The sequence below is a fragment of the Acetobacterium wieringae genome (assembly GCF_026646375.1).
GTDB classification, from domain to species: Bacteria; Bacillota; Clostridia; order Eubacteriales; family Eubacteriaceae; genus Acetobacterium; species Acetobacterium wieringae_A.
This window is the reverse complement of sequence record NZ_JAIPPU010000003.1, coordinates 58,698-82,865: the sequence shown is the minus strand read 5'-3', so window position 1 is coordinate 82,865 and position 24,168 is coordinate 58,698. Positions and strand designations below refer to the sequence as shown.

General features: G+C 41.2%; 29 protein-coding genes and 2 riboswitches. Of the genes, 19 read left to right on the top strand and 10 right to left on the bottom strand.

Going from position 1 to position 24,168, the window contains the following annotated elements; all coding sequences use genetic code 11:
- Positions 1–8: 8 nt before the first annotated feature.
- From fabG to Q7P33_RS03820, 8 genes are all read right to left on the bottom strand, one after another.
- Positions 9–749, bottom strand: coding sequence for a 3-oxoacyl-[acyl-carrier-protein] reductase (gene fabG, locus Q7P33_RS03855; protein WP_303867505.1), 741 nt, complete (start codon positions 747–749; stop codon positions 9–11).
- Positions 743–1,684 carry an ACP S-malonyltransferase gene (locus tag Q7P33_RS03850; protein ID WP_303867504.1) on the bottom strand — a complete coding sequence of 314 codons (942 nt, stop codon included), beginning with the start codon at positions 1,682–1,684 and terminating at the stop codon, positions 743–745. Before Q7P33_RS03850 ends, fabG begins: the two co-directional genes overlap by 7 nt.
- A complete protein-coding gene (gene fabK, locus Q7P33_RS03845) occupies positions 1,672–2,619 on the bottom strand; it encodes an enoyl-[acyl-carrier-protein] reductase FabK (protein ID WP_303867503.1) in 948 nt (315 codons plus the stop codon). Before fabK ends, Q7P33_RS03850 begins: the two co-directional genes overlap by 13 nt.
- Positions 2,620–2,639: 20 nt before the next feature.
- On the bottom strand, positions 2,640–2,861 hold the full coding sequence (locus Q7P33_RS03840) for an acyl carrier protein (RefSeq protein ID WP_070372239.1): 222 nt from the start codon (positions 2,859–2,861) through the stop codon (positions 2,640–2,642).
- Between the two features lie 82 nt (positions 2,862–2,943).
- Positions 2,944–3,903 carry a beta-ketoacyl-ACP synthase III gene (locus Q7P33_RS03835; RefSeq protein WP_303867501.1) on the bottom strand — a complete coding sequence of 320 codons (960 nt, stop codon included), beginning with the start codon at positions 3,901–3,903 and terminating at the stop codon, positions 2,944–2,946.
- Positions 3,904–3,918: 15 nt separating this feature from the next.
- Entirely contained in the window at positions 3,919–4,401 is a 483-nt protein-coding gene (locus tag Q7P33_RS03830) for a MarR family winged helix-turn-helix transcriptional regulator (RefSeq protein ID WP_303867499.1), read from the bottom strand.
- A gap of 130 nt (positions 4,402–4,531) precedes the next feature.
- On the bottom strand, positions 4,532–5,602 hold the full coding sequence (locus Q7P33_RS03825; RefSeq protein WP_303867498.1) for a nitronate monooxygenase family protein: 1,071 nt from the start codon (positions 5,600–5,602) through the stop codon (positions 4,532–4,534).
- Between the two features lie 76 nt (positions 5,603–5,678).
- Entirely contained in the window at positions 5,679–6,608 is a 930-nt protein-coding gene (locus tag Q7P33_RS03820; RefSeq protein WP_303867496.1) for a DMT family transporter, read from the bottom strand.
- 131 nt (positions 6,609–6,739) lie between these two features.
- Here Q7P33_RS03820 and Q7P33_RS03815 point away from each other — a divergent pair, with 131 nt between their 5' ends.
- From Q7P33_RS03815 to Q7P33_RS03780, 8 genes are all read left to right on the top strand, one after another.
- The gene (locus tag Q7P33_RS03815; RefSeq protein ID WP_303867495.1) at positions 6,740–7,447 is read left to right on the top strand and encodes a histidine phosphatase family protein; all 708 of its coding nucleotides are present in this window, start codon (positions 6,740–6,742) and stop codon (positions 7,445–7,447) included.
- A gap of 22 nt (positions 7,448–7,469) precedes the next feature.
- Positions 7,470–7,937 carry an rRNA maturation RNase YbeY gene (gene ybeY / locus Q7P33_RS03810; RefSeq protein ID WP_303867493.1) on the top strand — a complete coding sequence of 156 codons (468 nt, stop codon included), beginning with the start codon at positions 7,470–7,472 and terminating at the stop codon, positions 7,935–7,937.
- 34 nt (positions 7,938–7,971) lie between these two features.
- On the top strand, positions 7,972–8,355 hold the full coding sequence (locus Q7P33_RS03805) for a diacylglycerol kinase family protein (RefSeq protein WP_303867492.1): 384 nt from the start codon (positions 7,972–7,974) through the stop codon (positions 8,353–8,355).
- 20 nt (positions 8,356–8,375) lie between these two features.
- Complete coding sequence (gene era, locus Q7P33_RS03800; RefSeq protein WP_303867490.1) at positions 8,376–9,272, top strand: GTPase Era; 897 nt, start codon at positions 8,376–8,378, stop codon at positions 9,270–9,272.
- 20 nt (positions 9,273–9,292) lie between these two features.
- Positions 9,293–10,045 carry a DNA repair protein RecO gene (gene recO / locus Q7P33_RS03795; RefSeq protein ID WP_303867489.1) on the top strand — a complete coding sequence of 251 codons (753 nt, stop codon included), beginning with the start codon at positions 9,293–9,295 and terminating at the stop codon, positions 10,043–10,045.
- A gap of 52 nt (positions 10,046–10,097) precedes the next feature.
- Entirely contained in the window at positions 10,098–10,487 is a 390-nt protein-coding gene (locus tag Q7P33_RS03790) for a VOC family protein (RefSeq protein ID WP_303867488.1), read from the top strand.
- 215 nt (positions 10,488–10,702) lie between these two features.
- Positions 10,703–11,869 carry an MFS transporter gene (locus Q7P33_RS03785; RefSeq protein ID WP_303867487.1) on the top strand — a complete coding sequence of 389 codons (1,167 nt, stop codon included), beginning with the start codon at positions 10,703–10,705 and terminating at the stop codon, positions 11,867–11,869.
- A 91-nt stretch (positions 11,870–11,960) separates the two neighbouring features.
- Positions 11,961–14,888, top strand: a complete 2,928-nt coding sequence (locus Q7P33_RS03780) for an EAL domain-containing protein (protein ID WP_303867486.1) — start codon at positions 11,961–11,963, stop codon at positions 14,886–14,888.
- 108 nt (positions 14,889–14,996) lie between these two features.
- Here the strand turns inward: Q7P33_RS03780 and Q7P33_RS03775 are convergent, their stop codons facing one another.
- Both Q7P33_RS03775 and Q7P33_RS03770 read right to left on the bottom strand, forming a co-directional pair.
- Positions 14,997–15,554 carry a DUF3793 family protein gene (locus Q7P33_RS03775; protein WP_303867485.1) on the bottom strand — a complete coding sequence of 186 codons (558 nt, stop codon included), beginning with the start codon at positions 15,552–15,554 and terminating at the stop codon, positions 14,997–14,999.
- A 2-nt stretch (positions 15,555–15,556) separates the two neighbouring features.
- A complete protein-coding gene (locus Q7P33_RS03770) occupies positions 15,557–15,889 on the bottom strand; it encodes a DUF2325 domain-containing protein (protein ID WP_303867484.1) in 333 nt (110 codons plus the stop codon).
- 484 nt (positions 15,890–16,373) lie between these two features.
- Positions 16,374–16,458, top strand: a riboswitch (cyclic di-GMP riboswitch).
- Between the two features lie 79 nt (positions 16,459–16,537).
- Positions 16,538–16,622: riboswitch (cyclic di-GMP riboswitch) on the top strand.
- 79 nt (positions 16,623–16,701) lie between these two features.
- Here Q7P33_RS03770 and Q7P33_RS03765 point away from each other — a divergent pair.
- The 11 genes from Q7P33_RS03765 to Q7P33_RS03715 all read left to right on the top strand — a co-directional run bounded on the left by Q7P33_RS03765 (position 16,702) and on the right by Q7P33_RS03715 (position 24,166).
- On the top strand, positions 16,702–17,379 hold the full coding sequence (locus Q7P33_RS03765; protein WP_303867483.1) for an A24 family peptidase: 678 nt from the start codon (positions 16,702–16,704) through the stop codon (positions 17,377–17,379).
- Between the two features lie 54 nt (positions 17,380–17,433).
- On the top strand, positions 17,434–17,601 hold the full coding sequence (locus Q7P33_RS03760; protein ID WP_084633732.1) for a Flp family type IVb pilin: 168 nt from the start codon (positions 17,434–17,436) through the stop codon (positions 17,599–17,601).
- Positions 17,602–17,654: 53 nt separating this feature from the next.
- Complete coding sequence (locus Q7P33_RS03755; protein ID WP_303867482.1) at positions 17,655–17,822, top strand: Flp family type IVb pilin; 168 nt, start codon at positions 17,655–17,657, stop codon at positions 17,820–17,822.
- Between the two features lie 55 nt (positions 17,823–17,877).
- Positions 17,878–18,045 (top strand): Flp family type IVb pilin, encoded by a 168-nt coding sequence (locus Q7P33_RS03750; RefSeq protein ID WP_148637096.1) that lies wholly within the window; start codon positions 17,878–17,880, stop codon positions 18,043–18,045.
- Between the two features lie 53 nt (positions 18,046–18,098).
- Positions 18,099–18,266, top strand: a complete 168-nt coding sequence (locus Q7P33_RS03745; protein WP_148637096.1) for a Flp family type IVb pilin — start codon at positions 18,099–18,101, stop codon at positions 18,264–18,266.
- 172 nt (positions 18,267–18,438) lie between these two features.
- Complete coding sequence (locus Q7P33_RS03740) at positions 18,439–18,849, top strand: TadE/TadG family type IV pilus assembly protein (protein WP_303867480.1); 411 nt, start codon at positions 18,439–18,441, stop codon at positions 18,847–18,849.
- The gene (locus tag Q7P33_RS03735; RefSeq protein WP_303867479.1) at positions 18,849–19,886 is read left to right on the top strand and encodes a Tad domain-containing protein; all 1,038 of its coding nucleotides are present in this window, start codon (positions 18,849–18,851) and stop codon (positions 19,884–19,886) included. Before Q7P33_RS03740 ends, Q7P33_RS03735 begins: the two co-directional genes overlap by 1 nt.
- 68 nt (positions 19,887–19,954) lie before the next feature.
- Positions 19,955–20,632, top strand: a complete 678-nt coding sequence (gene cpaB / locus Q7P33_RS03730; RefSeq protein ID WP_303867478.1) for a Flp pilus assembly protein CpaB — start codon at positions 19,955–19,957, stop codon at positions 20,630–20,632.
- A gap of 51 nt (positions 20,633–20,683) precedes the next feature.
- Positions 20,684–21,835 carry an AAA family ATPase gene (locus Q7P33_RS03725; protein WP_303867476.1) on the top strand — a complete coding sequence of 384 codons (1,152 nt, stop codon included), beginning with the start codon at positions 20,684–20,686 and terminating at the stop codon, positions 21,833–21,835.
- Between the two features lie 31 nt (positions 21,836–21,866).
- A complete protein-coding gene (locus Q7P33_RS03720; protein WP_303867475.1) occupies positions 21,867–23,210 on the top strand; it encodes a CpaF family protein in 1,344 nt (447 codons plus the stop codon).
- A 23-nt stretch (positions 23,211–23,233) separates the two neighbouring features.
- On the top strand, positions 23,234–24,166 hold the full coding sequence (locus Q7P33_RS03715; protein WP_303867474.1) for a type II secretion system F family protein: 933 nt from the start codon (positions 23,234–23,236) through the stop codon (positions 24,164–24,166).
- The last annotated feature ends 2 nt before the right edge of the window (positions 24,167–24,168 follow it).

Here is a 24,168-nt window from a genome sequence, read left to right as displayed (position 1 = left end):
AATAACTCCTAAATATAGAGACCGCCATCAACTTTAATGACTTCTCCTGTAATATAGCCGGATAAATCGCTACTTAAGTAAACGCAGAGATTGGCAATGTCATCGGCCTGTCCCAAACGTTTTAAGGGAATTTGTTTGAGTATTTCTGTCTTTATTTCGGGTTTTAATTCCTTTGTCATATCGGTGTCAATAAAACCGGGGGCAATGGCATTACAGGTGACTCCCCGAAGCGCCATTTCTTTTGCAGCTGACTTGGTTAGACCAATCAATCCGGCTTTGGCAGCTGCATAATTACACTGACCGACGTTGCCCATCAGACCGGAAACTGAAGAAATATTAATAATCCTCCCTTTGCGCTGCTTAAGCAGATAGGCTCCAACGTGTTTTGTCATATTAAAGGCACCTTTTAAGTTGGTGTTGATGACACTGTCAAAATCGTCTTCCTTCATTGCGATTAACAATTTGTCATTGGTAATCCCGGCGTTGTTCACCAGGATATCCAAATCGCCAAAATCTTTGATAATTTGGGCCACTAATTCTTTAGTGGCGTTGAAATCGGACACGTCACACTGATAGCTTTTGGCCTGAACACCTAAAGCCAGCAATTCTGCAATGGTAGCTTCGGCATTTGTTTTGCTACCGCGATAGATGATAGCGACATTGCCATTAGCTTCGGCAATCTTTAAAGCAATCGCCCGGCCAATTCCTTTGGCACCGCCAGTAATAAGTGCAGTTTTTCCTGTTAGCATATAAAAGTCCATTCCTTTCCGGAGTTTTTGGCTTCCAGATAATCAGTCAACACGGTTTCAACGTGATGACAGGTTACCGATTTGTCGATTTTTTTTAAGAATCCGCTCAATGTTTTGCCGGGGCCACATTCAATAAAGGTGGTAAAGCCATCGGCAATCATGTTGCGCATGGTTTGTTCCCATAACACCGGATGATTAATCTGGTGCAGAATATAGGATCGGATATCAGCCGGAGCGACCGGGTAGGGTTTGGCATAGGCGTTGGAATAAAGGGGAATTGAAGCTTCAGAGAAGCCCAATTCATAAATCCGTTCTTCCAGTAGTTTGGTGGCATAGGTCATAAAAGGCGAGTGAAAACCACCGGACAGGGTCAGGGGAATCCCTCGACCACCCAGCTCTTTTACCCGGGTTAAGAATAACTCCTGATCGGCCTTTAAAAGTGCGACAACCAGCTGCCCGGGACAATTATAGTTAACCGGGTAACACTGGTTGAATTCCTTACAGAGTGTCTCCACCGTAGTATTATCCAGTTTTAAAACCGCTATCATGATGGCTGGCGTCATCTGCGCGGCTTCTTCCATTGCCCAGCCACGTTTTTTAACAAACTTCAAACCATCGTCCATCGATAGAACCCCGGCTGCAATTAACCCGGTGACTTCGCCCAGAGAGAATCCGGCGATTCCCTGGGCCTCGATACCGACACATCGCAAAGCAGCCAGAGCGGCCAATTCGACAGCAAAAATACAGGGTTGAGTGTTTTCGGTTCGGTTGAGGGCTTCGGACGGCCCTTCAAAACAAAGGGACGTGGTGCCTTGATGAACGGCATCAACCTGGTCAAAAATCATCCGTGAAGATATACAATGTTCATAGAGGGGTTTACCCATACCAACATACTGAGATCCCTGTCCCGGAAAAAGCAGTGCTATTTTACCCATTGTAAGCCTCCTTTTAATACTGTTTCGGTTTCTTCGGCCAGTGTTAAAATGATTTCCTCCACGCTTTGTTTTTCTTTAATCATGCCGGCAATCTGACCAGCCATAAAGCAACCTTTTTGAGAGTCACCTTCCTGAGCGGCAATGCGAAGGGCGCCCCGACCATATTCTTCCAGAGCTTCTGGTGGCGCAGTTGGGTCATTTTCCAATTTAACGAAATCTTTTGAAAAGGTTGTTTTTAAAGATCGTACCGGATGACCCAGAGATCGGCCGCTGAGGATGGTGTCAATATCTTTGGCTTTAATAATTTTGTCTTTATAATTTTCATGAATGTTGGTTTCGTGGGCGACTAAAAAACGGGTACCCAGTTGAACACCAACCGCCCCCAGTAGTAGTGCCGCAGCAATTCCCCGGCCATCGCCGATACCGCCCGCGGCAATGACTGGAATTGAAACCACATCACAAACCTGGGGAATCAATGCCATGGTGGCCATTTCACCGACATGTCCGCCGGATTCACCACCTTCGGCAATTACTGCAGTGGCACCAGCCCGCTCTGAAAACCGGGCTAAACCGGTGGAAGGAACGACCGGAATCACCTTAATACCAGCTTCAATCCACATTTTCATGAATTTTCCAGGATTACCGGCTCCAGTTGTAACCACCGGTACCTGTTCATCAATCAGTACCTGGGCAATTTTATCGACATGGGGATTCATCAGCATGACATTGACTCCAAACGGTTTGGCGGTCAGGCTTTTTGCTTTGTGAATTTCATTGCGAAGCCAATTTTCATCGGCGTTCATTGAAGAAATAATCCCTAAACCACCTGCATTTGACACGGCAGCTGCAAGCTGAGCATCGGATATCCACGCCATTCCTCCTTGAAGAATGGGAAATTCAATGTTTAATAGATCGCAGAGTGGTGTTTTAATCATCCTATTTCACCTATGCGATCCTATGCGATTGCTTTTTCGATCAGCTCTACCACATCACCAATCGTTGTCAGTTCACCATCCATTTCAATGCTGGTATCAAAGGCTTCTTCTATTTCCATAACCAGTTCCACCGTATCCAGTGAGTCCAGTTCCAGTTCCTCGAAGGTCGAATCCATTGTTACTTCCAGATCTTGTTCGTCTTTGTAATTCCGTAAAATTTCCACTACTTTTTCTAATACCATTTGATTAATCCTCCTAAAGATTATAATTTTAACTTGAGATTGGTTTTGTTGCTTTAGTAATTATAATTGTGATTAGACCATATCAGGCCCATTCAATCACACAGGCCCCGGTTGTCAGTCCACCGCCAAAAGCGGTTAAGGCAATTCGGGTGCCGGATTTGAATAAACCATTACGGTTAAGTTCATCCAGCACCAACGGAATACTGGCTGCTGAAGTATTGCCGCAGCCGTCGACCCGCAGAACGAATTTGTCGATTGATAACTTCAGACGCTTGGCAGCTCCTTCGATAATCCGCAGGTTGGCCTGATGGGGAATAATAAAATCCAGATCGGCCAGTTCGATACCAGCGGCTTTTGCCACAGAGCGTAAATCACTGCAGATGGCCGCTACTGCAAAACGATAAACCTCCGGCCCATCCATCAGCAGATAGGGAGGCGGATTGTTCTGATCGTTGGTCAGGGGATGGTTGCCCTTGGGCCAGGGAATACTTAAGGCATGTTGATTTCCGACGGCAGTCAGTTGGATCGCTTTAAGACTATCGCCACTGGTCAACACCGCCGCACCGGCACCATCGCCAAAAAGAACGGCGGTGGCCCGATCCTGCCAGTCCACCAGTTTGGACATCGCATCAACAGCAATGACTAAAATTTTCATATCATCATTGCGGGAAAAATAAGCATCAGCCACGTCCAGCCCATAGACAAAGCCAGAGCAGGCCGCATTAAGGTCAAAACTGGGGCAAGTAGCACCAAGTTGTTCCTGAATCAGGCAAGCCAGGGATGGGGTGACAGTATCGCCGCCAAGAGTGGGGCAGATAATCAGATCGAGTTCAGTTGGCTTTATTTTAGCGTTTGCCAGAGCGTTCATACTGGCTTCCAGGGCGATATCCAAAATGGACTCGTCGACACAAATATGCCTGGCTTCAATGCCAGTTCGAGAAACGATCCACTCATGGGACGTATCCAGAAACTGGGCGAGGTCTTTGTTGGTCTGAATTGTTTTTGGCAACGCAGAACCGGTTCCGATAATTGTAAAGGACATTTGTTCCTCCAAACATCAAGGCTCAGACGACTCATTTTCATCTGCGAGTCTTGATAATTTTTTTCTGAAAAAACCATTTAATTTTTCCATGCCATGAATTAAAACTTCTTTTTCTTCATCAGTCATTTCTTTAGAAATATCTTTCACCATTTTCACATGAAAATACTGGTGAATTTTATCGATCCGCAAGCCCTTGTCGGTTAGACGGACGTACACAACCCGTCCATCGGTATTGCTTTTCTCTTTTTTTACATACCCCTTCTTGACCAGTTTATTGATGGCTACAGTTACTGATGGTAGGGTAATACTTAGACTTTGAGCAAGATCACTTATGGTTCTTCCGTCATTTTTATTTTTTCCCACATGCTCAATCAGGTGCATTTCATTAATTGATAAATCAATATTTGTCGATTGCTTGAGTAAATCCTCTTCAAACTTTAAAATATTATTGAATGTATCAACCAGAACGGCGTTGAGTTGGGAAGAAAAAGAGTCCAAAGGGTCACCTCCATTTTTGTTAGATTGTCTAACTAATTATAACGCTAAAAAAATATTTGTCAAGAAAAGCTCTGGCACAAGCCAGTTTCTTAGGCGGTATTAAGATTTCAACTCTCTGAAAAATAGTTTTTTAATCAAGCTCACTGGTTAATTCGTTCATTAAGGCTTCCACGGTGGAAATTTCAGAGATCTTGTAGGCGTTGGCCCCTGAAAAAACATAGCCGTTATCGAGATCACCTTTTCTACCGGCAATCAGTGCCATACCGATACAGTAGGGTGCCGTTTTGTAGTCGCAACTCTTGATGCAGTTGATGGGACAGGTTTTGGGGTGCCGCAATCCAGCTTTGACTTCTTCAAGAAAACGGTTGTGAATGGCCCGGCCTGGCAAACCAGCAGGACTGACAATAACCTCAATGTCGGACGCAGTTGCGTTAACCATGGCTTCTTTAAAAGCCTGCGAGGCATCACATTCGTTGGTGGCGACAAAGCGAGAACCAATCTGAACGGCATCGGCACCAGCTGCCAGCGTTTCCCGGACATCGGCTGCTGTGGTAATTCCACCACCCGCGATTAGGGGGATGTGTCGTCCAACCAGATCTTCGTAGGGCTTTATTTCTTCCAATACGCCGGGAATTAACGCTGGTAGCGCTTGCTCAGCCAACCGTTGTGGAGTCAGATCTTCATTTTTAAACCCTAAATGACCGCCTGCCAGGGGACCTTCCAGAACGATGGCATCGGGAACAACTTCGTAGTGACGCCACCAGTGTTTTAAGATCAGCTTGGCCACTCGCTTAGACGAAATAATTGGAGCAATTTTTGTTAAGGAATTTCGGGTCAATTCCGGCAGGGATAAGGGTAGGCCAGCACCGGCAAAAATGATATCGTATCCGGTTTTCACGGCATCTTTAACCAGTTGCTCGTATTGGGTTAAGGCCACCATAATATTAATTCCGATGGGACGATTGCCGGATATTTCTTTCGACCGTTTAAAGTGATCCATCATTGCTTGACGATTTGCCAGCTTGGGATTTTTTATATAGTCAGGGTAATTACTACCCATTTCCACTGCCGATAAAACACCGAGCCCGCCAAGTTTTGAGACATGTCCGGCCAGACTGGAAAGCGAAACACCGATCCCCATGCCTCCCTGAACAATCGGTTTGGAAAATTCCAGATTTCCAATATGAAATTGAGTTTTCAAAAAAAAACCTCCTTTGCAATTATTTTGCGATTGGAGGTAATCATAGCATATTGAGAATTAATCTGTAAAGAAAAAGCTAAATCTCGGTAATTTTTTCCGGATTATCCCGTTTTGTTTTAAGAAATACTGTTTTTAAAAAAGACCACTTGGTTTCGGCGGTAAGGATGCCCATAAAAATAACCAGACAACCCAAAAACATCATGAACGTAAAATCGTCGCCAAGGATCATGATGGATAACAGACTGCCAAAGACTGCTTCAAGACTAAGGATAATGGCGGCATGAGTAGAATTAGTATATTTTTGGGCCACCGTTTGTCCCAAAAATGCGAGGAATGTACAAAATATCCCAAGATAAAAGCCATTGAGAAGACCGTTTAGTGGGATCGCCAGAGTAAATTCACCAGCTAGTAAAACATAGGCTAAGGATACGACTGCCGCAAAACCCAGTTGAATCACTGTCAAGGCGATGGGATCATGTTCCTTTGAGTAAATCCCCACGGCGACAATATGACAGGCGTATAATAAGGCACACAACAGTGTAAGGGCGTCCCCGGGATTAAAGGAAAAACCAACCGAAAAATCGATGGTCAACAAGGCCAGTCCCAGCAGCATAATAAAGGCAGCTACAAAATTATACTGATCTGGCCGATGTTTTTTAACAGCCCAATAAATAAAAGGCACCATAATCACATTGGTCGCTGTTAAAAAGGCCTGTTTTCCGGCCAGCATATATTGCAGACCAATCATCTGGGCGGCAAAAGCTGTGAACAGAAAAAACCCGATCACACAACCGGCCTTGAAGGTATCTTTAGAGAGATTCTGTAAATTTTTTCGGAAGATAAATCCGGATAATAGGGCGGCAACTGTAAATCTGACTGCCATCAGCATCATCGGTGACATGGAGTCCAGGGCATTTTTTGAAGCAACAAAACCGCTGCCCCATACAAATGCCACAGCGACCAGACCCAGATCAGCGTAAAGCGCTTGTTTTTTTATTTTTTCCATGGTGACGTCCTTTCTAAGGTACTAGATTAATTATAACTAAAAAGATCGAGGATGGCAAAAATATTTTGGTTTCCCTGATTAAAATGAGTTATAATAGAGAAGAAGTATATAAATCACATAAGGACGAATAAATGAAACTTGTATTAGTTAGACATGTAGAAACTTTTGGAAATGTGGAACATCGCCTCAATGGCCATACCGAATCCGACTATACGCCCCGAGGCGAGGCCATGAAAGAAATTCTGGTGGAAGAATTAATTGCCTTGGATAAGAAACTGTCATTTGATAAAATCTTTGCCAGTCCAACAACCAGGGCTTACAAAATTGCCCAAGCAGTGGGAGCAGTAACCGGGAAAGAGATTCAAGTCGATCACCGCCTCCGGGAATTTAACTTCGGAATCTTTGAAGGAAAAACCCGTGACGAATGCATCGAAATTTTTCAGTCAGAATGGGATCAATGGATGTCAAATTATATAAATTACAAAGTTCCCCAGGGTCAGAGCCAACGGGAATATCATGATCTTTGCGCCGAATTTTTAACCGAACTAACCGAAGGCGAAACGGTTTTGATGGTGGCTCACGGTGGTACTATTCACGGCATGTTGACCAATATGCTGAATCTGCCGCTGGACTGTAAATGGCATTTCGACATTAAATTGGGTAGTATCACGATGATTGATTATAATCACGGCTTTGGGATGCTATCCCATATGACCACCCCACCCTATGATGAACTGATCCCACACCCAACCCCCTTGACGGATACCAAAAAATCAGCCATGCGGGCGGCAGCACGAGCCGAAGCGAAAGCTAAAGCAGCCCACATAAAAAAGAAATAACAAAATTCAGAGAGGAACTAAAATGCTAGTAGTCGCTTATGATAACCGCAGTGGTTTTGAAATAGATGAAACGGTATTGGAAGAGGTCGAAGATGCAATGTTACGAACGCTGCTTCACCAGGAAATTGAAGTGGAGTGTGAAGTGAGTTTTTCATTTGTCAGTACCTCCGAAATAAACGATTTGAATCGGGACTACCGGGATAAAGATAGTGTCACCGATGTTCTGTCGTTTCCAATGTATGAAGATTTCATGCATAATCGGGAGCGAATTATCAAAGAGAATCCTTTTCTGCCCCTTTTACTTGGTGATATTGTTATCTGCATTAAACAGGCTGAAACTCAGGCCAAAGAATACGGGAATACCCTGACCCGGGAGCTTTCCTATCTGTCGGTGCACAGTGTCTTGCACCTGTTGGGTTATGATCATCTGGAAGATGATGAAAAATCGGTGATGCGTCGTATTGAAAAAGAAATCATGGGTGACAACTAACGCCGCGCTCAACTAGCATCCTTTCATCAAGCAAATGAATCGGGAGGTGGGAACGATCAGACGAAAGCTACAAAAGAGTTTTTCCTTTGCCATTGAAGGTATTTTACATACCTTCAAAACCCAGCCGAATATGCGCATTCACGTTGGCATCGGTTTATTGGCGGTGGCCTGCGGTTTTATCTTTAAAATCGAAAGCTATGAATGGCTGGCTCTGGTGATTGTAATTGGCTTTGTTTTTATCCTCGAAATTATCAATACCGCCATCGAAACTCTGGTGGATCTTTATACCGAAAAATATCATCATCTGGCCAAGGTTGCTAAAGACACTGCCGCCGGCGCTGTAATGGTGGCGGCTGTCATGTCAATATGCGTGGGGCTGATTATCTTTTTACCCAAAATTATCAATTGGTTTTTTTAACCAGAGAAAGAATGTGAATCATGAATGAAAACTTTAAATCCGGATTTATCAGCATCGTCGGTCGTCCGAATGTCGGAAAATCGACCTTGCTTAATAATATTATGGGAGAGAAGCTGGTAATTACCTCAGCCAAACCCCAAACCACCCGCAATGCGATTCGTTGTATTTATACCGATGAGCTGGCCCAAATGGTTTTTATTGACACTCCGGGAATGCACCGTCCCAAAAACCGGTTAGGAGACTACATGCAAAAAGCGGCGGAAAATACCGTTGCTGATGTAGATGTGGTTTTATACCTGGTCGAACCCGAAACAAAAATCGGGCCGGGCGATCAGTACATTTTGGAAAAACTCAAGGCCAGCAAGACCCCAGTTATTTTAGTCATTAATAAAATTGATCTTCTGCCCAAAGAAGAACTTCTAAATACCATTGCGGCTTATCAGAAATACGATTTTTTAAAGGCAATCATTCCAATATCGGCGGCTCAGGGAGATGGTGTCAAAGAACTACTGGATCTGATTACCGATCTGCTCAGTCCGGGCCCAATGTTTTTCCCGGCCGATATGATTATTGATCAATCCGAACGTTGGATTGTCCAGGAGCTGATCCGGGAGAAGATCCTAAACCTGTTAAATGATGAGGTGCCCCATGGTATTGCAGTTGAAGTGACAGCCATGAAACCCCGAAAAGGGAAAGATATCATTGACATTGAAGCCACCATTTTCTGCGAACGCAAAACGCACAAGGGTATCCTGATCGGTAAGGGCGGCTCGATGCTGACCAAGATTGGCTCACAAGCCCGTAAAGATATTGAATTTTTCCTCAAAACCCAAATCAATTTGCAGCTCTGGGTGAAGGTTCGCACAGATTGGCGGGATAAGAATTTTGATCTGAAGGATTTAGGCTATTTTGAATAAATCTTTCTATTTGGAGCAATATGGCACTGATTAAAACAAAGGGCTTGGTCATCAAAGAACAGCCCTACAAAGAACAGGATAAGATTTTGACCATTTTCACCGAAGATGAGGGTAAGATCCAATGCATCGCTCGAGGCGTCCGGCGTCAGAAAAGCGGTCTTTTAGCCAGCACGCAAATATTTGCCTATAGTGAATTTGTCTATTATCCAGGCAAAAATTTTGGCATTATTAATCAATCAAACTTAATCGAAGCCTTTTATCCTTTGCGGAATGATCTAATCAAAATGGCCTTGGCTTCATATTTACTGGACTTGATGTATAACGCCTACGAATTTTATCAGAAAAGTCCGGAGATATTAAAACTGCTGCTCCATGTGTTGTTCTACATCTCCGGTGGCAAAGCCAGAAACGACCTGGTTCTGGTCGGTGCCTTTCAGATGAAGCTGGTCAGCTACTTAGGCTATCGTCCCGTTCTGGAAACATGTATGGGTTGTCAAAATGATCAGGCGTTAAGCCACTTTAGCATTGATCAAAGTGGCCTGGTCTGCTGGAACTGCCGGGAGCAAAGCCCAGGCTATCTCTATAAGATAAGCCCAGCCATGCTGGAATTGCTACGGGATTTTTTAAAACAACCGATTAAACAGCTCAAAGACCGAGAGATCGACCCAGCAGAAGCCGTAAAACTTAGTGATCTACTGGATCATTATATCAGCTATTGCATCGGGAAATCTTCCAAAGCCTATGCATTTTATAAAACCATGCTCAACCCCTAAATTAGTCGGGAAAATTGCGATAACATAAATATGAATTATAAAGGAGAATATGATGGGAAACTACAAAATGGCACATACGATGATTCGGGTATTGGATTTAAACCGCTCGTTGGCGTTTTACAAAGAGGCTCTGGGATTTGAGGAAGTGCGACGACGGGACGAACCAACTTATGAGTTTACTTTGGTGTTTTTAGGTGACGGTAATCCCAATGGTCATCAGTTGGAACTGACCTATAATTATGGTCAGGTTGTTCCCTATGATTTAGGTACAGCCTACGGTCATTTAGCCGTCATGGTTGATGACCTTGAGGCATCATGGGCTGCGCACGACGCAAAGGGCTATCAACCCACACAGCCAAAAGGTTTAAGCGGCGATGGTAAACCCCGGTATTATTTTATTACTGACCCGGACGGCTATAAAATTGAAATTATCCGCAATTAAAAATTTGCCATAATTAAGAGAGGAAAAACCTCTCTTTTTTTGTTCAAAACGAAATACTGTTTAAGTGAATGAAAGCTATAAATCACGATCGTTATCATCCGTCATGAAAAACATTGTTGGACATTGAAACTTGAGCCTTCGAATATTTGCGTATATCGGGGGTAAGAATCATACTGAAACAAGAAACAAATCTGTACTGAAAAATGGAGTCGCTATTGGAGAAAAAACAAATTAAACTGGCTATTTTATCAGTTGCATCACTTTTAATGATATCAATGACCGCTTCCGCCATTCTTGCCGATATCAAAGAGTATTATCCCAATGCGGCAGAAACCATGATTCAATTGGTTTTGACTCTGCCTGCATTAATGGGTCTGATTTTTGCATTTGCGGCAGGGCCACTATCGATGCGGATCTCAAAAAAGACTCTTGTCATCTTTAGTCTAACTTGCGGTCTCTCTGGCGGATTAATGGGTTTGATCCTGGGGCCGCTGGCGATTGAATATTTATGGCTTTCCAGTGTTGTAATTGGTGTCGCTCAAGGAATTAATGCAACCATGACCCTTGCTTTAATAACAGTTTATTTTTCTGGCGAAGAAAGCGGAACGATGATGGGACTCCAATCGGCGTTTCTTAACGGCGGTAGCATGGTGCTGCTGTTTACTTCCGGCCTACTGGCAAATATAAAATGGAATACAGCTTATCTGGTTTATCTGGTTTTTCTACCGATTCTGCTGATCGTAATAAAATACCTGCCACATGACCAGCCGCTTTCATCAACCCATCCAAAAGCAGCAAATCGCTCTGAGAAACTGAGTAGTGCTGTCTATTTTATTTCCCTGATCATCTTTTTATTTGGTAGTTGCTTTTTTGTTTTTCAGACTAACATAGCCTTGCTGGTAGTGAGCAAGGGTTATGGGGATGCGACGCTCAGTGGCATTATCAATGCTCTGGTATCAGTAGCTGGAATGATCACTGGTTTTCGTTACAGCCATATCATTCGCCGCCTAAAAACAATGACCATAACCGTCGGAATCGCAGTTGTGGGACTGGGGATGGGACTAATATTTTTTCTGGGGTCGTTAGCCAGCATCTGTGTCGCCGCTCTTTTTATCGGCTTTGGAATAGGTGTTGTTATGCCAACCGGAATTTATCTGGCTGCCAACGCTGTAAAAAAAGAGATACAATCCACTGCCATTGCATTGGTAACGGCAGCGGTCAATTTAGGAATGTTTGTCTCACCATTAATCTTTGATTGGGTAGCGTTCCAGATTCCTGATCAAGATCCGAGTATTAAATTTATGATCGCATCGCTTATCTTACTGCTATTGGCAGCAGTATTTGCACTTAGTCGGCAGTTTATTTTAAAAAAGCAGCAATAGATAACGCATCGTCATATTGGGATATAGAACTAATCAAATCCTGATTTGTACCGGATAAGTACAAAGTGATCAAAACAAAGGAGAGCTCACCATGAGAATTCAATTAAAAAAAATCATCATTACAGTAATATTGGGAGTCGCTTTTACAAGCATGATTTTGTTGCTCTGTTTTCCAATGATCGGCCATGCCCTTAATGAAAATAAACGGGTGTTGTTTATCAGTTCATACAGTGAAAGTTTCCCAACGGTTCCGCTGCAAATCAAGGGGATTCAATCTGCCCTTGATGAGAAAGTCAGTCTGGATATCGAATATATGGATACAAAACGGCTGGATACTGCGGAGAACAAACAACTGTTTTATGAAAATCTTGCTTATAAATTAAAAAATCTACCGCCTTATGACGCCGTACTCGTTGGAGATGATAATGCCTTGCAGTTTATGATTGATTATCACGATACGCTGTTTCCCCAAACACCAGTGGTTTTTTTCGGAATCAATGACTTCGATCGGGGAAAGTCAGCGGCTGAAAGCCCTTACTTTACCGGAATGTTCGAAAAATTTTCAATGGTCGAAACGATTAAAATCGCCAATAAATTCAATCCCGAAGCTTCACAAGTTATTGGTATTGTGGACTCATCCCTGACCGGACAAGGTGATCAGGGGCAATTTCTGGCTACTCAAAGTGAATTCAACGATCTTGATTTTCGAGTTTTAAACGTATCGGATTATACCTTTGCTGAGTTTGCGGAAGTGCTTAAAAATCTGGATAACGATACAATTCTTTTATATCTGAGTATGAATCAGGACAAAAACGGTGTTGTCAAAGACTTAAGTGATCAATATCAGTTTTTAAAAGATAATACCACGATACCGGTCTATCGAACCAGTATTGGCGGTATTGGCGAAGGCATATTGGGCGGAAAACTGATTGACTATGAGGGATTTGGACGGATCTCTGGTAATTTGATCATGGATATATTAAATGGCAAGTCCGTGGAGTCAATGGGTCTCATTGAGGATACACCCTATTACTATATATTTGATTATGATCTCATTAAAAAATACAATATTCCCGAGACGTTGATTCCCCAAAATGCGGTATTAATTAATAAAGAACCTTCGCTCCTGGAAAAATACCGGGAATTTTTTGTTAGCATCGGGGTTCTGATACTTTTTCTTTTGATTGTTTCATTAATTCTTATCGTCGATAATTTAAAACGGCGTGCCATTCAAAAACAATTACAGGAAAGTTATGAAAAACTGAAAATAACCAATGATGATCTTGAAAAAACAGAAGACAAATTAAGATCACAGTATGAGGTTATCGAAAAAAGTCTCAAGGAGGTCGGAATCCTGAACCAGAAATATGCCATTGCTACAGAAATTACAAACAGTGCTGTTTGGGAATTGGATTTAGATACCAACCAAATTTTGATATCTGATAACATTTCTTATGTCAATCGAATCCTCAATGAAAATGAAAAATTTGAAGATTTATTGGGTCGATTAACTGATCCGGAACACAAAAACAGATTATTATCTGAAATACAATCGTACTGTGATGGGCGTAAAAATGAGATTGATATTCAGATTCCCATTAACGATGAGAATAATAAAGTGAAATGGATATTATTCCGGGGCAGAGGAATATCCCAGGGAAATGGTGTTATTAAACAAATTCATGGAATTCTTATGGATACGACACGAATGAAGGAACAGGAAGACTATATTGAATACCTTGCTACCCATGATTTTTTAACCGATTTACCAAATCGAATGAGTTTTTTAGAAAAACTCTCTGATGCATTGGACTCTGGCAAACCTGGAGCCGTTTTATTGTTTGATATCGATAACTTTAAAGCGATCAATGATACCCAGGGTCACGTCTATGGTGATGAGATCTTAAAGATGATTGCCCATCGACTCAGTAACATATCCAACGAAAAGACATTTGTTTCCCGTTTTGGCGGTGATGAATTCCTGATTTTATTGAAAAATGTTAATGGAACGCAGGAAGTTGAAAAATTCGCCCAAACTACAAAAGCAGCCTTTGACAAAACATTTGTACTCAACGACAAAGCCAATAATATCAATATCAGTATGGGATTAACCTGTTTTCCGGAAGACAGTTGTGATATCAATCAAATAATAATGAATGCCGATACAGCGATGTATCATGTTAAACATAGCGGCAAAAACAACTACATCTTTTTTTACTCTGAAATGAAAGATATTATAAATACTCGAATCGAAATAGAAGCGATTATTCGAGAAGCCTTAGAAACAGATGGTTTCAAACTTCTCTATCAGCCACAAGTCGACTTGCGCTCAGCTCAAATCCATGGGTTCGAAGCATTATTGCGATTTAAAGATCATAACATCCGACCAGATCAATTTATCCCAATTGCAGAAGATACCGGTCTGATTATTAATATCGGCCGTTGGGTTGCTAAAACTGCTATTGAACAATTTGCTAAATGGCGAGATATGGGGCTCGGAGAAAAAATAATTGCGATTAATTATTCCAGTAAGCAATTGAAGGATAAAGATTTTATCGCATATCTGGGGCAACTTATAACGGCTTATTCAGTTAAACCAGAAATGATTGAATTCGAAATTACAGAAAGCATTCTGTTGGAGAATGATACTGAAACGATGTCTTTTTTACAGGGATTAAAAGATGCTGGTTTTAAAATCGCCCTGGATGACTTTGGTACCGGCTATTCATCGCTAAATTATCTGACATATATACCGGTTGATAAAGTTAAGTTGGATAAATCCATCAATGAAAAATTTCTGAATCTCAAAAACAATCATGTTATGGATAGTCTAATTTCATTAGCACACAGTCTAAAGCTAGAAATTACCGCAGAGGGAATCGAGGATTGGGATCAATATTGGGAATTAAAACGCGGCGGTTGTGACTATATTCAGGGCTATCTTTTCAGTAAACCACTGGATTCTGTAGTGGCAGAAAGCATTTTTAATCGAATCTTTGAAATAACTGATGAAAAATAAACTTGTAAATGATCGATTAACCCAAAAACCATTTAAGAAGGCCATTCATTTTAGTTAATATCAGATGGATGGCCTTTCACAGAGCAATCACAACAGTCAATTTTTCAGCTAGGCAGCAACAGTTAATCTCATAAGTGATGATCCACTGAGCAACCGTTGATAGTAAGTTTGTGTACATTTTTTATATTTGTTAAAAAGTTTGATTGTTTCATTTTCGTTACCATATACTTTCCAGCAACCACAATATTTACAGTTTCTTCCTTCATGTTCAATAAATCCTTGAACATCTTCAAAGGGATAACTTAAAAACAAGCCGATCTCATGGGGAAATTCGTTGGAAATCTGAATCCGTTTGGATAAAAACTCCAGACAGGTCTTCAAATCGTTGGTATGGTAGCCAATATCCTGAAGAAAGCTACTTACCCGAGGACAAGAAAAGTCTTTACTCAGTCGACCTTGACGATAAACATAGATTAAAACCCGACTTGAATTTACTCTGAGTACCTCCAGATAGACCCCGCGAGCATTCAACATATCATTACACTGATCCAACTGTTCTGCAAGTTGACAATAACTGGTAAAGGGATAACTGAATAAATTTCCGGTTTTCATACCAGCTAATGTAGGCGAGCAGTGGCGTATCAATTCTTTCTCGAATTTATTCATGACTATATCTTTCGGATGTGTGGTTTTAAAACACATCCTTCACAATTCTCACAGCGAGAACAATGCTCTTCCAAAATGTTTCGTAATGCAGCCAAACTGCTGCTATGTGACCGTGCCAGGGGTAAATTGAGTCTTTTTGCCTCATCGGTCGCACAGTTTACCATTTTATGAGAAACTGTCCCCGTAAATAACACAATCAAATCTGGGACACCGATTTTCTTTTTCAGTGTACCTTGCATTTGGGTGAAAACTTTAGCCCGACAATCATACTTTTTGCACAGATCTTTATATTGATAAATCATGCGATCATTTCCGCCAATAATAACGATGCTCATTAGGTGCCCTCCATTCTTACGTGTTAGATATATCTAACTGCATATAAACTAGCATAATTTATGACCTCTGTCAATTATTATTAAACAATCATTAAGAAATCTTTATTGGACATTGGTGGCTGATGATGAAGCGCATATCTATATATTATGTCGCATATATCAACTCAACTGTTTTTTGTATTTCTTCTGTATTGATTAACGGTTTTCGCGAGTGGACAAGTGACAGATGAAATATGGCAGAAACATTAGATTATTATAATACAACAGATAATTGATAATAATATCACAAAACTAAACAACAATATTAATCAAAATACGATTGATGCACAAGAAACATCGACGCATATAATGAATATTTTGTATTTAATTTCAGAAATAATCTAAAACATTTTGATCAAAATATTACTGCTATAAATAAAATAAAAAAATAACAATCAAAATATTCGCTTGACAATTGACAATATATGCCTTATTATGATGCCAATAGAATATTTAGCAAACTTATCGAAAGGTAAGGACGCAAAGCTTTAGGGTCTAAGTAATTATTTATATGACAGCCAGTTGCACAGCCTCATCTTTTTATGATGATTATAATGCAACGTGTCAATGCGTTGTTTTTTTATTCTATATAATTTAGGTGTTGATCAATTTAATATTTGGCAAACTTATCGAAAGGTAAGGACGCAAAGCTATAGGGTCTAAATAAGTATTTACATGACAGCCAGTTGCAGTTTATAGGTGTATTTAATTCGCCTTTATTGCAACGAGCAAATCGTTGCTTTTTTATTACAAAAAATTAATGGAGGATGCTGATGGATCATTTACTGATAGCTGTAGAAGTTTTTATAACTGGAGCAGTAACCGGCGTATTGATGAAAAAAACGACTGATTATTTGATCAGTCAGAGAGTCAAGACTTTGACAAATCATCAGTTGTCCGGCAGTGTTACAAAAACAATCTTTTGGGCGATTCTTAACGCAACCATATGGTTGGTCTTTGTAAAGCTCAACGGACTTGAACCAAAAACACTGGAATGTATGTTACTATTTTCGATCTGTGTCATCCTTTCTGCGGTAGACATTAGCATCAAAAAAATCCCCAATGAGCTGGTATTAATGACGTTATTCGTAGGAGGTGCCTTCATCATTACCGGACAACCCATTACCAGTATCGGGATCAATATCGTTGGTTTAGTAATTGGTTTTATTATATTCTTTTTACCGGCAATAATTGGAAAGGGCGCTGGTTGGGGAGACGTAAAATATGCTGCTGCAGTTGGTTTTTGTTTGGGTGTTTATGGAATAATATCTGCGATTATGATAATGACTTTCTTTCTGATGATCTACACAGCTTACTTGATCATTAGACGAAAAGGTAATTTGAAATCAAAGGTAGCCCTGGGACCCTTTATGGCTTCCAGTTTTGTATCTGTATTAATTCTAAATCTTATCAATACAAATTATCTGATGGATTTTAGAATGTTGTTTTAAACCACAGCGAAAATGTAACAACTACAAAAAAATATAAAAAAGGGAGAAGAAAAAATGAAAAACGGATTATCACGCATGATCAGAGAAGAAGATGGACAGGGCATGGTTGAGTATGGCTTAATTATCGCCGGGATTGCATTGGCTGCCATTGCTGCCATTTGGCTATTGGGGCCTCAAATCGGGCAAATGTTTACAGATATCGGCACCCAGTTAGCAGCATAATAACACATGTTAGTTAGACTAACAAATATTAAATCCATTAAGGAGAATTTGATATGAAAAACGGATTATCACGCATGATCAGAGAAGAAGATGGGCAGGGCATGGTTGAATATGGTTTGATTATTGCCGGGATTGCACTAGCTGCTATTGCTGCTATCTGGCTGCTAGGACCACAAATCAGTCAATTCTTTACCGATATTGGGACGCAAATGGCTGCATAAATAATAGCCTGACAAAGCAACGATTCAATAAATTTATTTTAAGGAGAAGAAAGAAATGAAAAACGTATTATCACGCATGATCAGAGAAGAAGATGGACAGGGTATGGTTGAGTATGGTTTGATTATTGCCGGGATTGCATTGGCTGCCATCGCTGCCATCTGGTTACTGGGTCCACAAATTGGACAGTTCTTTACCGATATCGGAACTCAATTAGCAGCTTAAACGATCGATTAATAGAAATATACCGAGAATACTAAATAAAAGGAGAAAACAAAATGAAAAACGTATTATCACGCATGATCAGAGAAGAAGATGGACAAGGCATGGTTGAGTATGGTTTGATTATTGCTGGGATTGCATTGGCTGCCATTGCTGCCATCTGGTTGCTGGGCCCACAAATTGGTCAATTTTTTACAGACATCGGAACCCAATTAGCAGCATAAAGACTATAGGTAGTTATTGTGTTTACTGTGAAGAAACCAGTGGCATATTGGCAACGTCAAAGTGGAGATTTCTGCCGGACGTAATCAATATGCCTTTTTTAATCGGCTAAACGATCTACTCCAGTTACATTAAATAAATCAGATCTTCAGGATGAATGATCAGGGAGGAAATATGTTTGCAAACATAATCAAGAGGATAAAAAAAGAAGACGGGCAAGCGATTGTTGAGCTTGCAATCACCCTGCCAATTTTGATTATGATTTTGTGCGCAATCATCGATTTTGGTTGGCTGTTTATGAATCAAAACAGTATTGATTATTGCTCGAGAGAAGGCGCGCGCTATGCGATCGTTCATTCAGCCAGCAAAACCGCGATTGAAGAGCATGTCCGGGAAATTGCCCCGGAAAATATTGCTGACACGATGAACATTAGCATTACATTTACAAACACATCAAACCCCCGCCTTGGTGATGTAATTATCGTTATCAGTGATGATGTGAATATATTGACCCCAATTGTTGGCGTCTTTGTTCAGGGTGAGACCATGAATCTTTCTTCATCCTGTACTATGAAGGTGGAGTAATGACAAAGATAATTAACCTACTTAAAAAATTTCCTTTTAGATGGATAAAAAAATCTGAACAAGGTGACGCATTGATTATTGTGGCCGTTTCGATGGTATTTATTATGGGAATGCTGGCTTTAGTAATTGATCTGGGTTTGGCTTTTTTAAGCACAGGAGAGCAACAAAAAGCTGCAGATGCTGCCGTCTATTCAGCGGGACGCTTACTACCAATCGAAACGGGAAATACAACAAAAATTAATCAGATAAAAAACAGTTCAATTAATTATGCAAGTCTGAACGGATTTAATGATCTGACCCAGGAGGACATCATTTTAGGAAAGATAAGCAATGGTCAGTATACGGAAATACGCGTGACCGTCGATAATGCCGTGCCTATGCATTTTGCCAAAATATTTGGGATTGATTACCTTGATCTTTCGCGAACGGCTGTAGCCAAACTGTCACCTGTTATCCGAACCACAGGAGTTGCACCGATTGGTTTAACTAAAGATGAAATGGATGCCCGAATTGCCAGCAATAACCTGACCCATGTCACCCTGAAATATGGAGTTCAAGATCGTACGCCGGACGAATCGCCGTCATTCTTTGGTGCTTTGGATCTGGATGGTCAAGGGGGCGGCGCCAGCGATTATCGGATTTGGATTACGCAGGGTTACGCCGGAGAAATCAGTGTTGGTGATGTACTGCTTGAAGAGAGTGGAAATATGGTGGGCCCGACTTATCAGGGGTTTGAAGAACGATACACAGCCTGCACCCATTTTGGAGCCCTTAGCGGCGGTGATGGTTGTACTTCAGACAATTTTGAACCCACTTGTCCACGAATTGTCAAGGTTCCGGTTTATTCGTATGGTGTCGATAAAAAAACAGTCGTAGTCGAAGGTTTTGCAGCATTTTTATTGGAAAACCAGACGAATGATGGTTACATCACCGGTTCTTTTTTAAACATGGTATCAAATGGTGCTTCTTCCGGAAGCAATGTTGGAGAAGGAACCGATGGGGATTTTGGATTATATAATTTGATCCTTTCAGAATAATTAATAATTGTCTGCCTAGTGGGTAAGTATTACTTATAAACCCACTAATCAGTTGAATGGAGAAATCGATGAAAAAACTCGTAATAATTGCGTTGATCGTATCGGTGATCACCGGATTTGCTGTTTTTCAATTTGCAATATCCCTGCAAAAAGGTAAGGATCAGGAAACACAACCGGTTGTTATGGCAGCACAGGCCATTCCCAAGGGGACCGTTATTGATAAAGAGATGTTAAAAACAGAAGAAATCCCCGTTGAGATGGTGCATCAACTGTCAATTGCCAATCAGGAAGATGTTCTGGGACGGATCACCAAAGAAAACATTGAAGCCAATGAACAGATCCTGACCAGTCGTCTCAGTGATACCAATCAGGAAAACAATAATTTATCCTATGCCATTGAACCGAATTATCGGGCATTGACAATTCTGGTCGATGAAGAAAAAGGTGTCGGCGGATATTTAGTCAAAGGAGATCATGTTGATCTTGTGACGATTTGGATTAAACAGGATAAAACAATTGTTGGTGAATATGTTGTCGAAAATATTGAAATATTGGAAATAGGTCCTAAAAGCAGTGGCGATAAAGGGGGGGAGTACACTTCAGTGACGGTATCGGTTCCGGCAACCGAGGTTGAAAAAATCACCTATGCACTAAATATCGATCAAACTCCCAAATATCGTCTGGTACTCCGATCTCCGGTTGATAAGGCCATTATAGGACCAAAGCCCTTCATGCCAGTAAACTGATTTAATGAACGTCTAGTAATTTATAAATGATAAAAAAATGGGGTAAATTCTATGGAAAAGATAAAGGTAATGATTGTTGGTAACAATGACAATCGGATCTATGAAATTAAAAGCTTGCTGCGAAATGACAATGTAGCATTTATCGGTTTTTCAAAACAGGATGAAAATGTTCTGGAAAAAGCCATCAGCCTGAAACCCCATGTGTTGATTATTCAATGTGAAGATGATTACAAAGAAGCCATTGATCTGGCTGAAAAAATATATATTCGTATTCCTGGATGCGCAGTGATTCTCATCTGTGACAGTTTTGACGTGCGAATGATTGAAAAAGTCATGCTGGCCGGGATCCGCAAAGTATTACAATTTCCCATTGATGCCGATTCGTTGATGGATAATATTGAATGGGCCCATTACATGGAAAAATCCCGATTGGAAAATGCGGATATCACAGCATCCAATAATATGCAATCCCGGATTATCACAGTATTCGGAGCCAAAGGCGGGATTGGCAAGACAACGATAACGATAAATTTAGCAGTATCGCTGGCAAAAATGGGCAAAAAGGTTGCAGTTATCGACGCTGATCTTCAATTTGGCGATGTCAATGTTTACTTTGACATTGACCCGAAGGATACCATTTCTGAATTATCTCAGGGTAATGATGCTGGCGATATTGATGCCATCAAACGGATGATGGCCTTGCATTTTTCTGGGGTCAGCATTGTCTGTGCCCCCAAAAGCCCTGAGTATGCAGAGTATGTGACCCCTAAAAACATTGAAACCATGATTAATACCATGCGCCCCTTCTATGACTATATTCTGATTGATACGGCACCGGTGTTCAGCGATATTACCATGGCGGCCATTGAGAATTCAAACCTGATTCTCCTGATTACCGTTCAGGATATCTCAACTTTGCGCAATACCAAAATTACCCTTAATATTCTTGAGTCCCTGCAACAAAAAGAGAAAACAGAACTGGTGATCAATCGGCTAACAAAGGGGTTGATCAGCTTAAAAGATATGCAGCGAGTTTTAAATGAGCCTGCAAAGAACACCATCGTTTTTGATTTCAAGACAGCGACGACAGCTCATAACAAGGGAATCCCCATTGTCTTGGACGCACCTAAATCGGAAATTAGCAAAAACCTAAAAAAACTCGCCCAACATATCGTCCATACCATTGACCATCGAGTCAGTTAATTAAGAAAGAATCAATAAATGAGGTAAGAAAATGGGATTGCTGGAAAGAATGGAACAACAACGGCTGGGACAAAAAGACAAGACCCAGGAAGAAGGAAAAAAGGACATTATTCATGTTGATATCCATCAAGATCTGAAGAATCGGGTTCATCAGGAAGTAATTAATGAAATAAACAGCAGCAAAGTTGACACTGTTGGTAAAGAGAATCCGATTGAAATCCTGCGAATTCTGGAAAATGTTATGGCGGTTGAAGCGGAAAATGTCAACCGTCTGGATCGCAGCCGTATCACCGAAGAATTGCTCAATGAGATTATCGGCTATGGACCACTGGAAGTACTTTTAAAAGATCCGGATATTTCCGAAATCATGGTTAATGGTTACAACCGGGTTTATATTGAAAAAAAGGGGAAAATTCAATTATCACCAGTAGTCTTCAAAGATAATCAACATGTGATGAATGTCATTGACCGAATTGTTTCTTCAGTAGGCCGTCATATTGATGAGTCCAGTCCGATGGTGGATGCCCGGTTAAAGGATGGTTCCCGGGTCAACGTGGTGATTCCACCGCTCTCTCTGGTCGGGCCGGTTATTACCATTCGAAAGTTTTCCAAAAAACCAATTACCACGGATCAATTGTTGGGGTTTGGTTCGATATCAAAAAAAATGCTGTCGTTTTTGGAAGCTTGTGTTAAGGGCAAGCTAAACATTATTGTATCAGGGGGAACCGGCAGCGGAAAAACAACCATGCTCAATGTGCTCTCCAGTTTTATTCCAGATAACGAACGGATCATCACCATTGAGGACTCGGCCGAACTTCGGTTATTACAGGATCATGTCATCACCCTAGAAAGTCGGCCATCCAATCTGGAAGGACGGGGGAAAGTTTCAATTCGGGAACTGGTCGTCAATGCCCTGCGAATGCGGCCGGATCGGATCATTGTCGGAGAGGTTCGTTCGGCAGAAACCATTGACATGCTTCAGGCCATGAACACCGGCCACGACGGTTCATTGACCACCATTCATGCCAATTCACCGCGAGACTCTCTGTCGCGTATTGAGACGATGGTTTTGATGTCCGGTATGGACTTGCCATTACGGGCAATCCGGGATCAGACGACTTCAGCCATTGACATCATCATCCAACAGTCCCGACTCCGGGATGGGACCCGAAAAGTGGTTAATATAACAGAGGTTACTGGCCTGGAAGGGGATGTCATCGTAATGCAGGATATTTTCAGCTATGAAATGACTGGACAATTGGATACTGATGGAAAATTCAAAGGGCGCTTCAAAAGCATGGGGATCAAGCCTCGATGTTTAGAGAAAATTGCCCATAACGGTGTGATGATCAATGACGACTGGTTTATTGAGTAACTGATCTTAATTGGAGTAATGCAATGAATGCAATAATTATCACCTTTCTCATTATGCTGACTGTATTTTTTCTGGTATTGCTGTTACTTTATGCCATTTCAGCGGATCAGCGCCAGATGCAAAAGCGGTTTAACGGCTTGACAAACCTGAGTACCGCCGACTTGACAAATTTAAAAAAAGCCCGGAAAAATCGGGAAAAATCTAAACACAAGGTGCTTAAAAAACTGGAAAATGATTTGTCCATGTCCGGAATTTTAATCAGACCGTCTGAATTTCTGCTTATCTGGATTGGCTTGGCGATGATTCCGTCAACGCTGATCTTTATGATGGGTGGAAATATTGTCTTTTCAATTATCTTGTTATTGTTTGGACTGCTTGTACCACCGCTTTATGTGAACAAAAAACGAGCTGCCCGGGTCGAATTGTTTGAACAGCAATTAATTGATGCCATCAGTATTATGAGCAGTTGTTTAAAAGCTGGTCTCACCTTTCAGCAGGCGCTGGTCAGCATTTCAACTGAAATGCCAAACCCTATCTCTGAAGAATTTGGTCGGGTGGTTAAGGAGTTAAAATTAGGCAGTTCCATTGAAACGTCTTTAACCCGGCTGTCCGATAAAATAGGCAGCCAAAACTTTATGATGATTGTTTCTGCAATCCTGATTCAGCGTCAGACCGGCGGCAATCTCTCCGAAATTTTGACCAATATTTCGGGAACGATCAAAGAACGGTTTAAAATTAAAAATGAGATCAAAGTCTTGACAGCGACCGCCAGAACTTCCGGCCTGGTTGTTGGTTTAATGCCCTTGGTAATTATTCTTGTATTTTTGCTATTTAATCCCGATTATATAACCATATTCTTTGAATCCAATCTTGGTATTGCCATGGTAGTCATTGCCATTATCATGGAAGTGATTGGCTACTTGATTATCCGAAGAATCGTCAATATAAAATTCTGACG

Bases quoted from the DNA above. Each gene is read 5' to 3' on its own strand.
- fabG (WP_303867505.1), bottom strand. From the start codon at position 749: ATGCTAACAGGAAAAACTGCACTTATTACTGGCGGTGCCAAAGGAATT.
- Q7P33_RS03850 (WP_303867504.1), bottom strand. From the start codon at position 1,684: ATGGGTAAAATAGCACTGCTTTTTCCGGGACAGGGATCTCAGTATGTT.
- fabK (WP_303867503.1), bottom strand. From the start codon at position 2,619: ATGATTAAAACACCACTCTGCGATCTATTAAACATTGAATTTCCCATT.
- Q7P33_RS03840 (WP_070372239.1), bottom strand. From the start codon at position 2,861: ATGGTATTAGAAAAAGTAGTGGAAATTTTACGGAATTACAAAGACGAA.
- Q7P33_RS03835 (WP_303867501.1), bottom strand. From the start codon at position 3,903: ATGTCCTTTACAATTATCGGAACCGGTTCTGCGTTGCCAAAAACAATT.
- Q7P33_RS03820 (WP_303867496.1), bottom strand. From the start codon at position 6,608: ATGGAAAAAATAAAAAAACAAGCGCTTTACGCTGATCTGGGTCTGGTC.
- Q7P33_RS03815 (WP_303867495.1), top strand. From the start codon at position 6,740: ATGAAACTTGTATTAGTTAGACATGTAGAAACTTTTGGAAATGTGGAA.
- ybeY (WP_303867493.1), top strand. From the start codon at position 7,470: ATGCTAGTAGTCGCTTATGATAACCGCAGTGGTTTTGAAATAGATGAA.
- Q7P33_RS03805 (WP_303867492.1), top strand. From the start codon at position 7,972: ATGAATCGGGAGGTGGGAACGATCAGACGAAAGCTACAAAAGAGTTTT.
- era (WP_303867490.1), top strand. From the start codon at position 8,376: ATGAATGAAAACTTTAAATCCGGATTTATCAGCATCGTCGGTCGTCCG.
- recO (WP_303867489.1), top strand. From the start codon at position 9,293: ATGGCACTGATTAAAACAAAGGGCTTGGTCATCAAAGAACAGCCCTAC.
- Q7P33_RS03790 (WP_303867488.1), top strand. From the start codon at position 10,098: ATGGGAAACTACAAAATGGCACATACGATGATTCGGGTATTGGATTTA.
- Q7P33_RS03780 (WP_303867486.1), top strand. From the start codon at position 11,961: ATGAGAATTCAATTAAAAAAAATCATCATTACAGTAATATTGGGAGTC.
- Q7P33_RS03775 (WP_303867485.1), bottom strand. From the start codon at position 15,554: ATGAATAAATTCGAGAAAGAATTGATACGCCACTGCTCGCCTACATTA.
- Q7P33_RS03770 (WP_303867484.1), bottom strand. From the start codon at position 15,889: ATGAGCATCGTTATTATTGGCGGAAATGATCGCATGATTTATCAATAT.
- Q7P33_RS03765 (WP_303867483.1), top strand. From the start codon at position 16,702: ATGGATCATTTACTGATAGCTGTAGAAGTTTTTATAACTGGAGCAGTA.
- Q7P33_RS03760 (WP_084633732.1), top strand. From the start codon at position 17,434: ATGAAAAACGGATTATCACGCATGATCAGAGAAGAAGATGGACAGGGC.
- Q7P33_RS03755 (WP_303867482.1), top strand. From the start codon at position 17,655: ATGAAAAACGGATTATCACGCATGATCAGAGAAGAAGATGGGCAGGGC.
- Q7P33_RS03750 (WP_148637096.1), top strand. From the start codon at position 17,878: ATGAAAAACGTATTATCACGCATGATCAGAGAAGAAGATGGACAGGGT.
- Q7P33_RS03745 (WP_148637096.1), top strand. From the start codon at position 18,099: ATGAAAAACGTATTATCACGCATGATCAGAGAAGAAGATGGACAAGGC.
- Q7P33_RS03740 (WP_303867480.1), top strand. From the start codon at position 18,439: ATGTTTGCAAACATAATCAAGAGGATAAAAAAAGAAGACGGGCAAGCG.
- Q7P33_RS03735 (WP_303867479.1), top strand. From the start codon at position 18,849: ATGACAAAGATAATTAACCTACTTAAAAAATTTCCTTTTAGATGGATA.
- cpaB (WP_303867478.1), top strand. From the start codon at position 19,955: ATGAAAAAACTCGTAATAATTGCGTTGATCGTATCGGTGATCACCGGA.
- Q7P33_RS03725 (WP_303867476.1), top strand. From the start codon at position 20,684: ATGGAAAAGATAAAGGTAATGATTGTTGGTAACAATGACAATCGGATC.
- Q7P33_RS03720 (WP_303867475.1), top strand. From the start codon at position 21,867: ATGGGATTGCTGGAAAGAATGGAACAACAACGGCTGGGACAAAAAGAC.
- Q7P33_RS03715 (WP_303867474.1), top strand. From the start codon at position 23,234: ATGAATGCAATAATTATCACCTTTCTCATTATGCTGACTGTATTTTTT.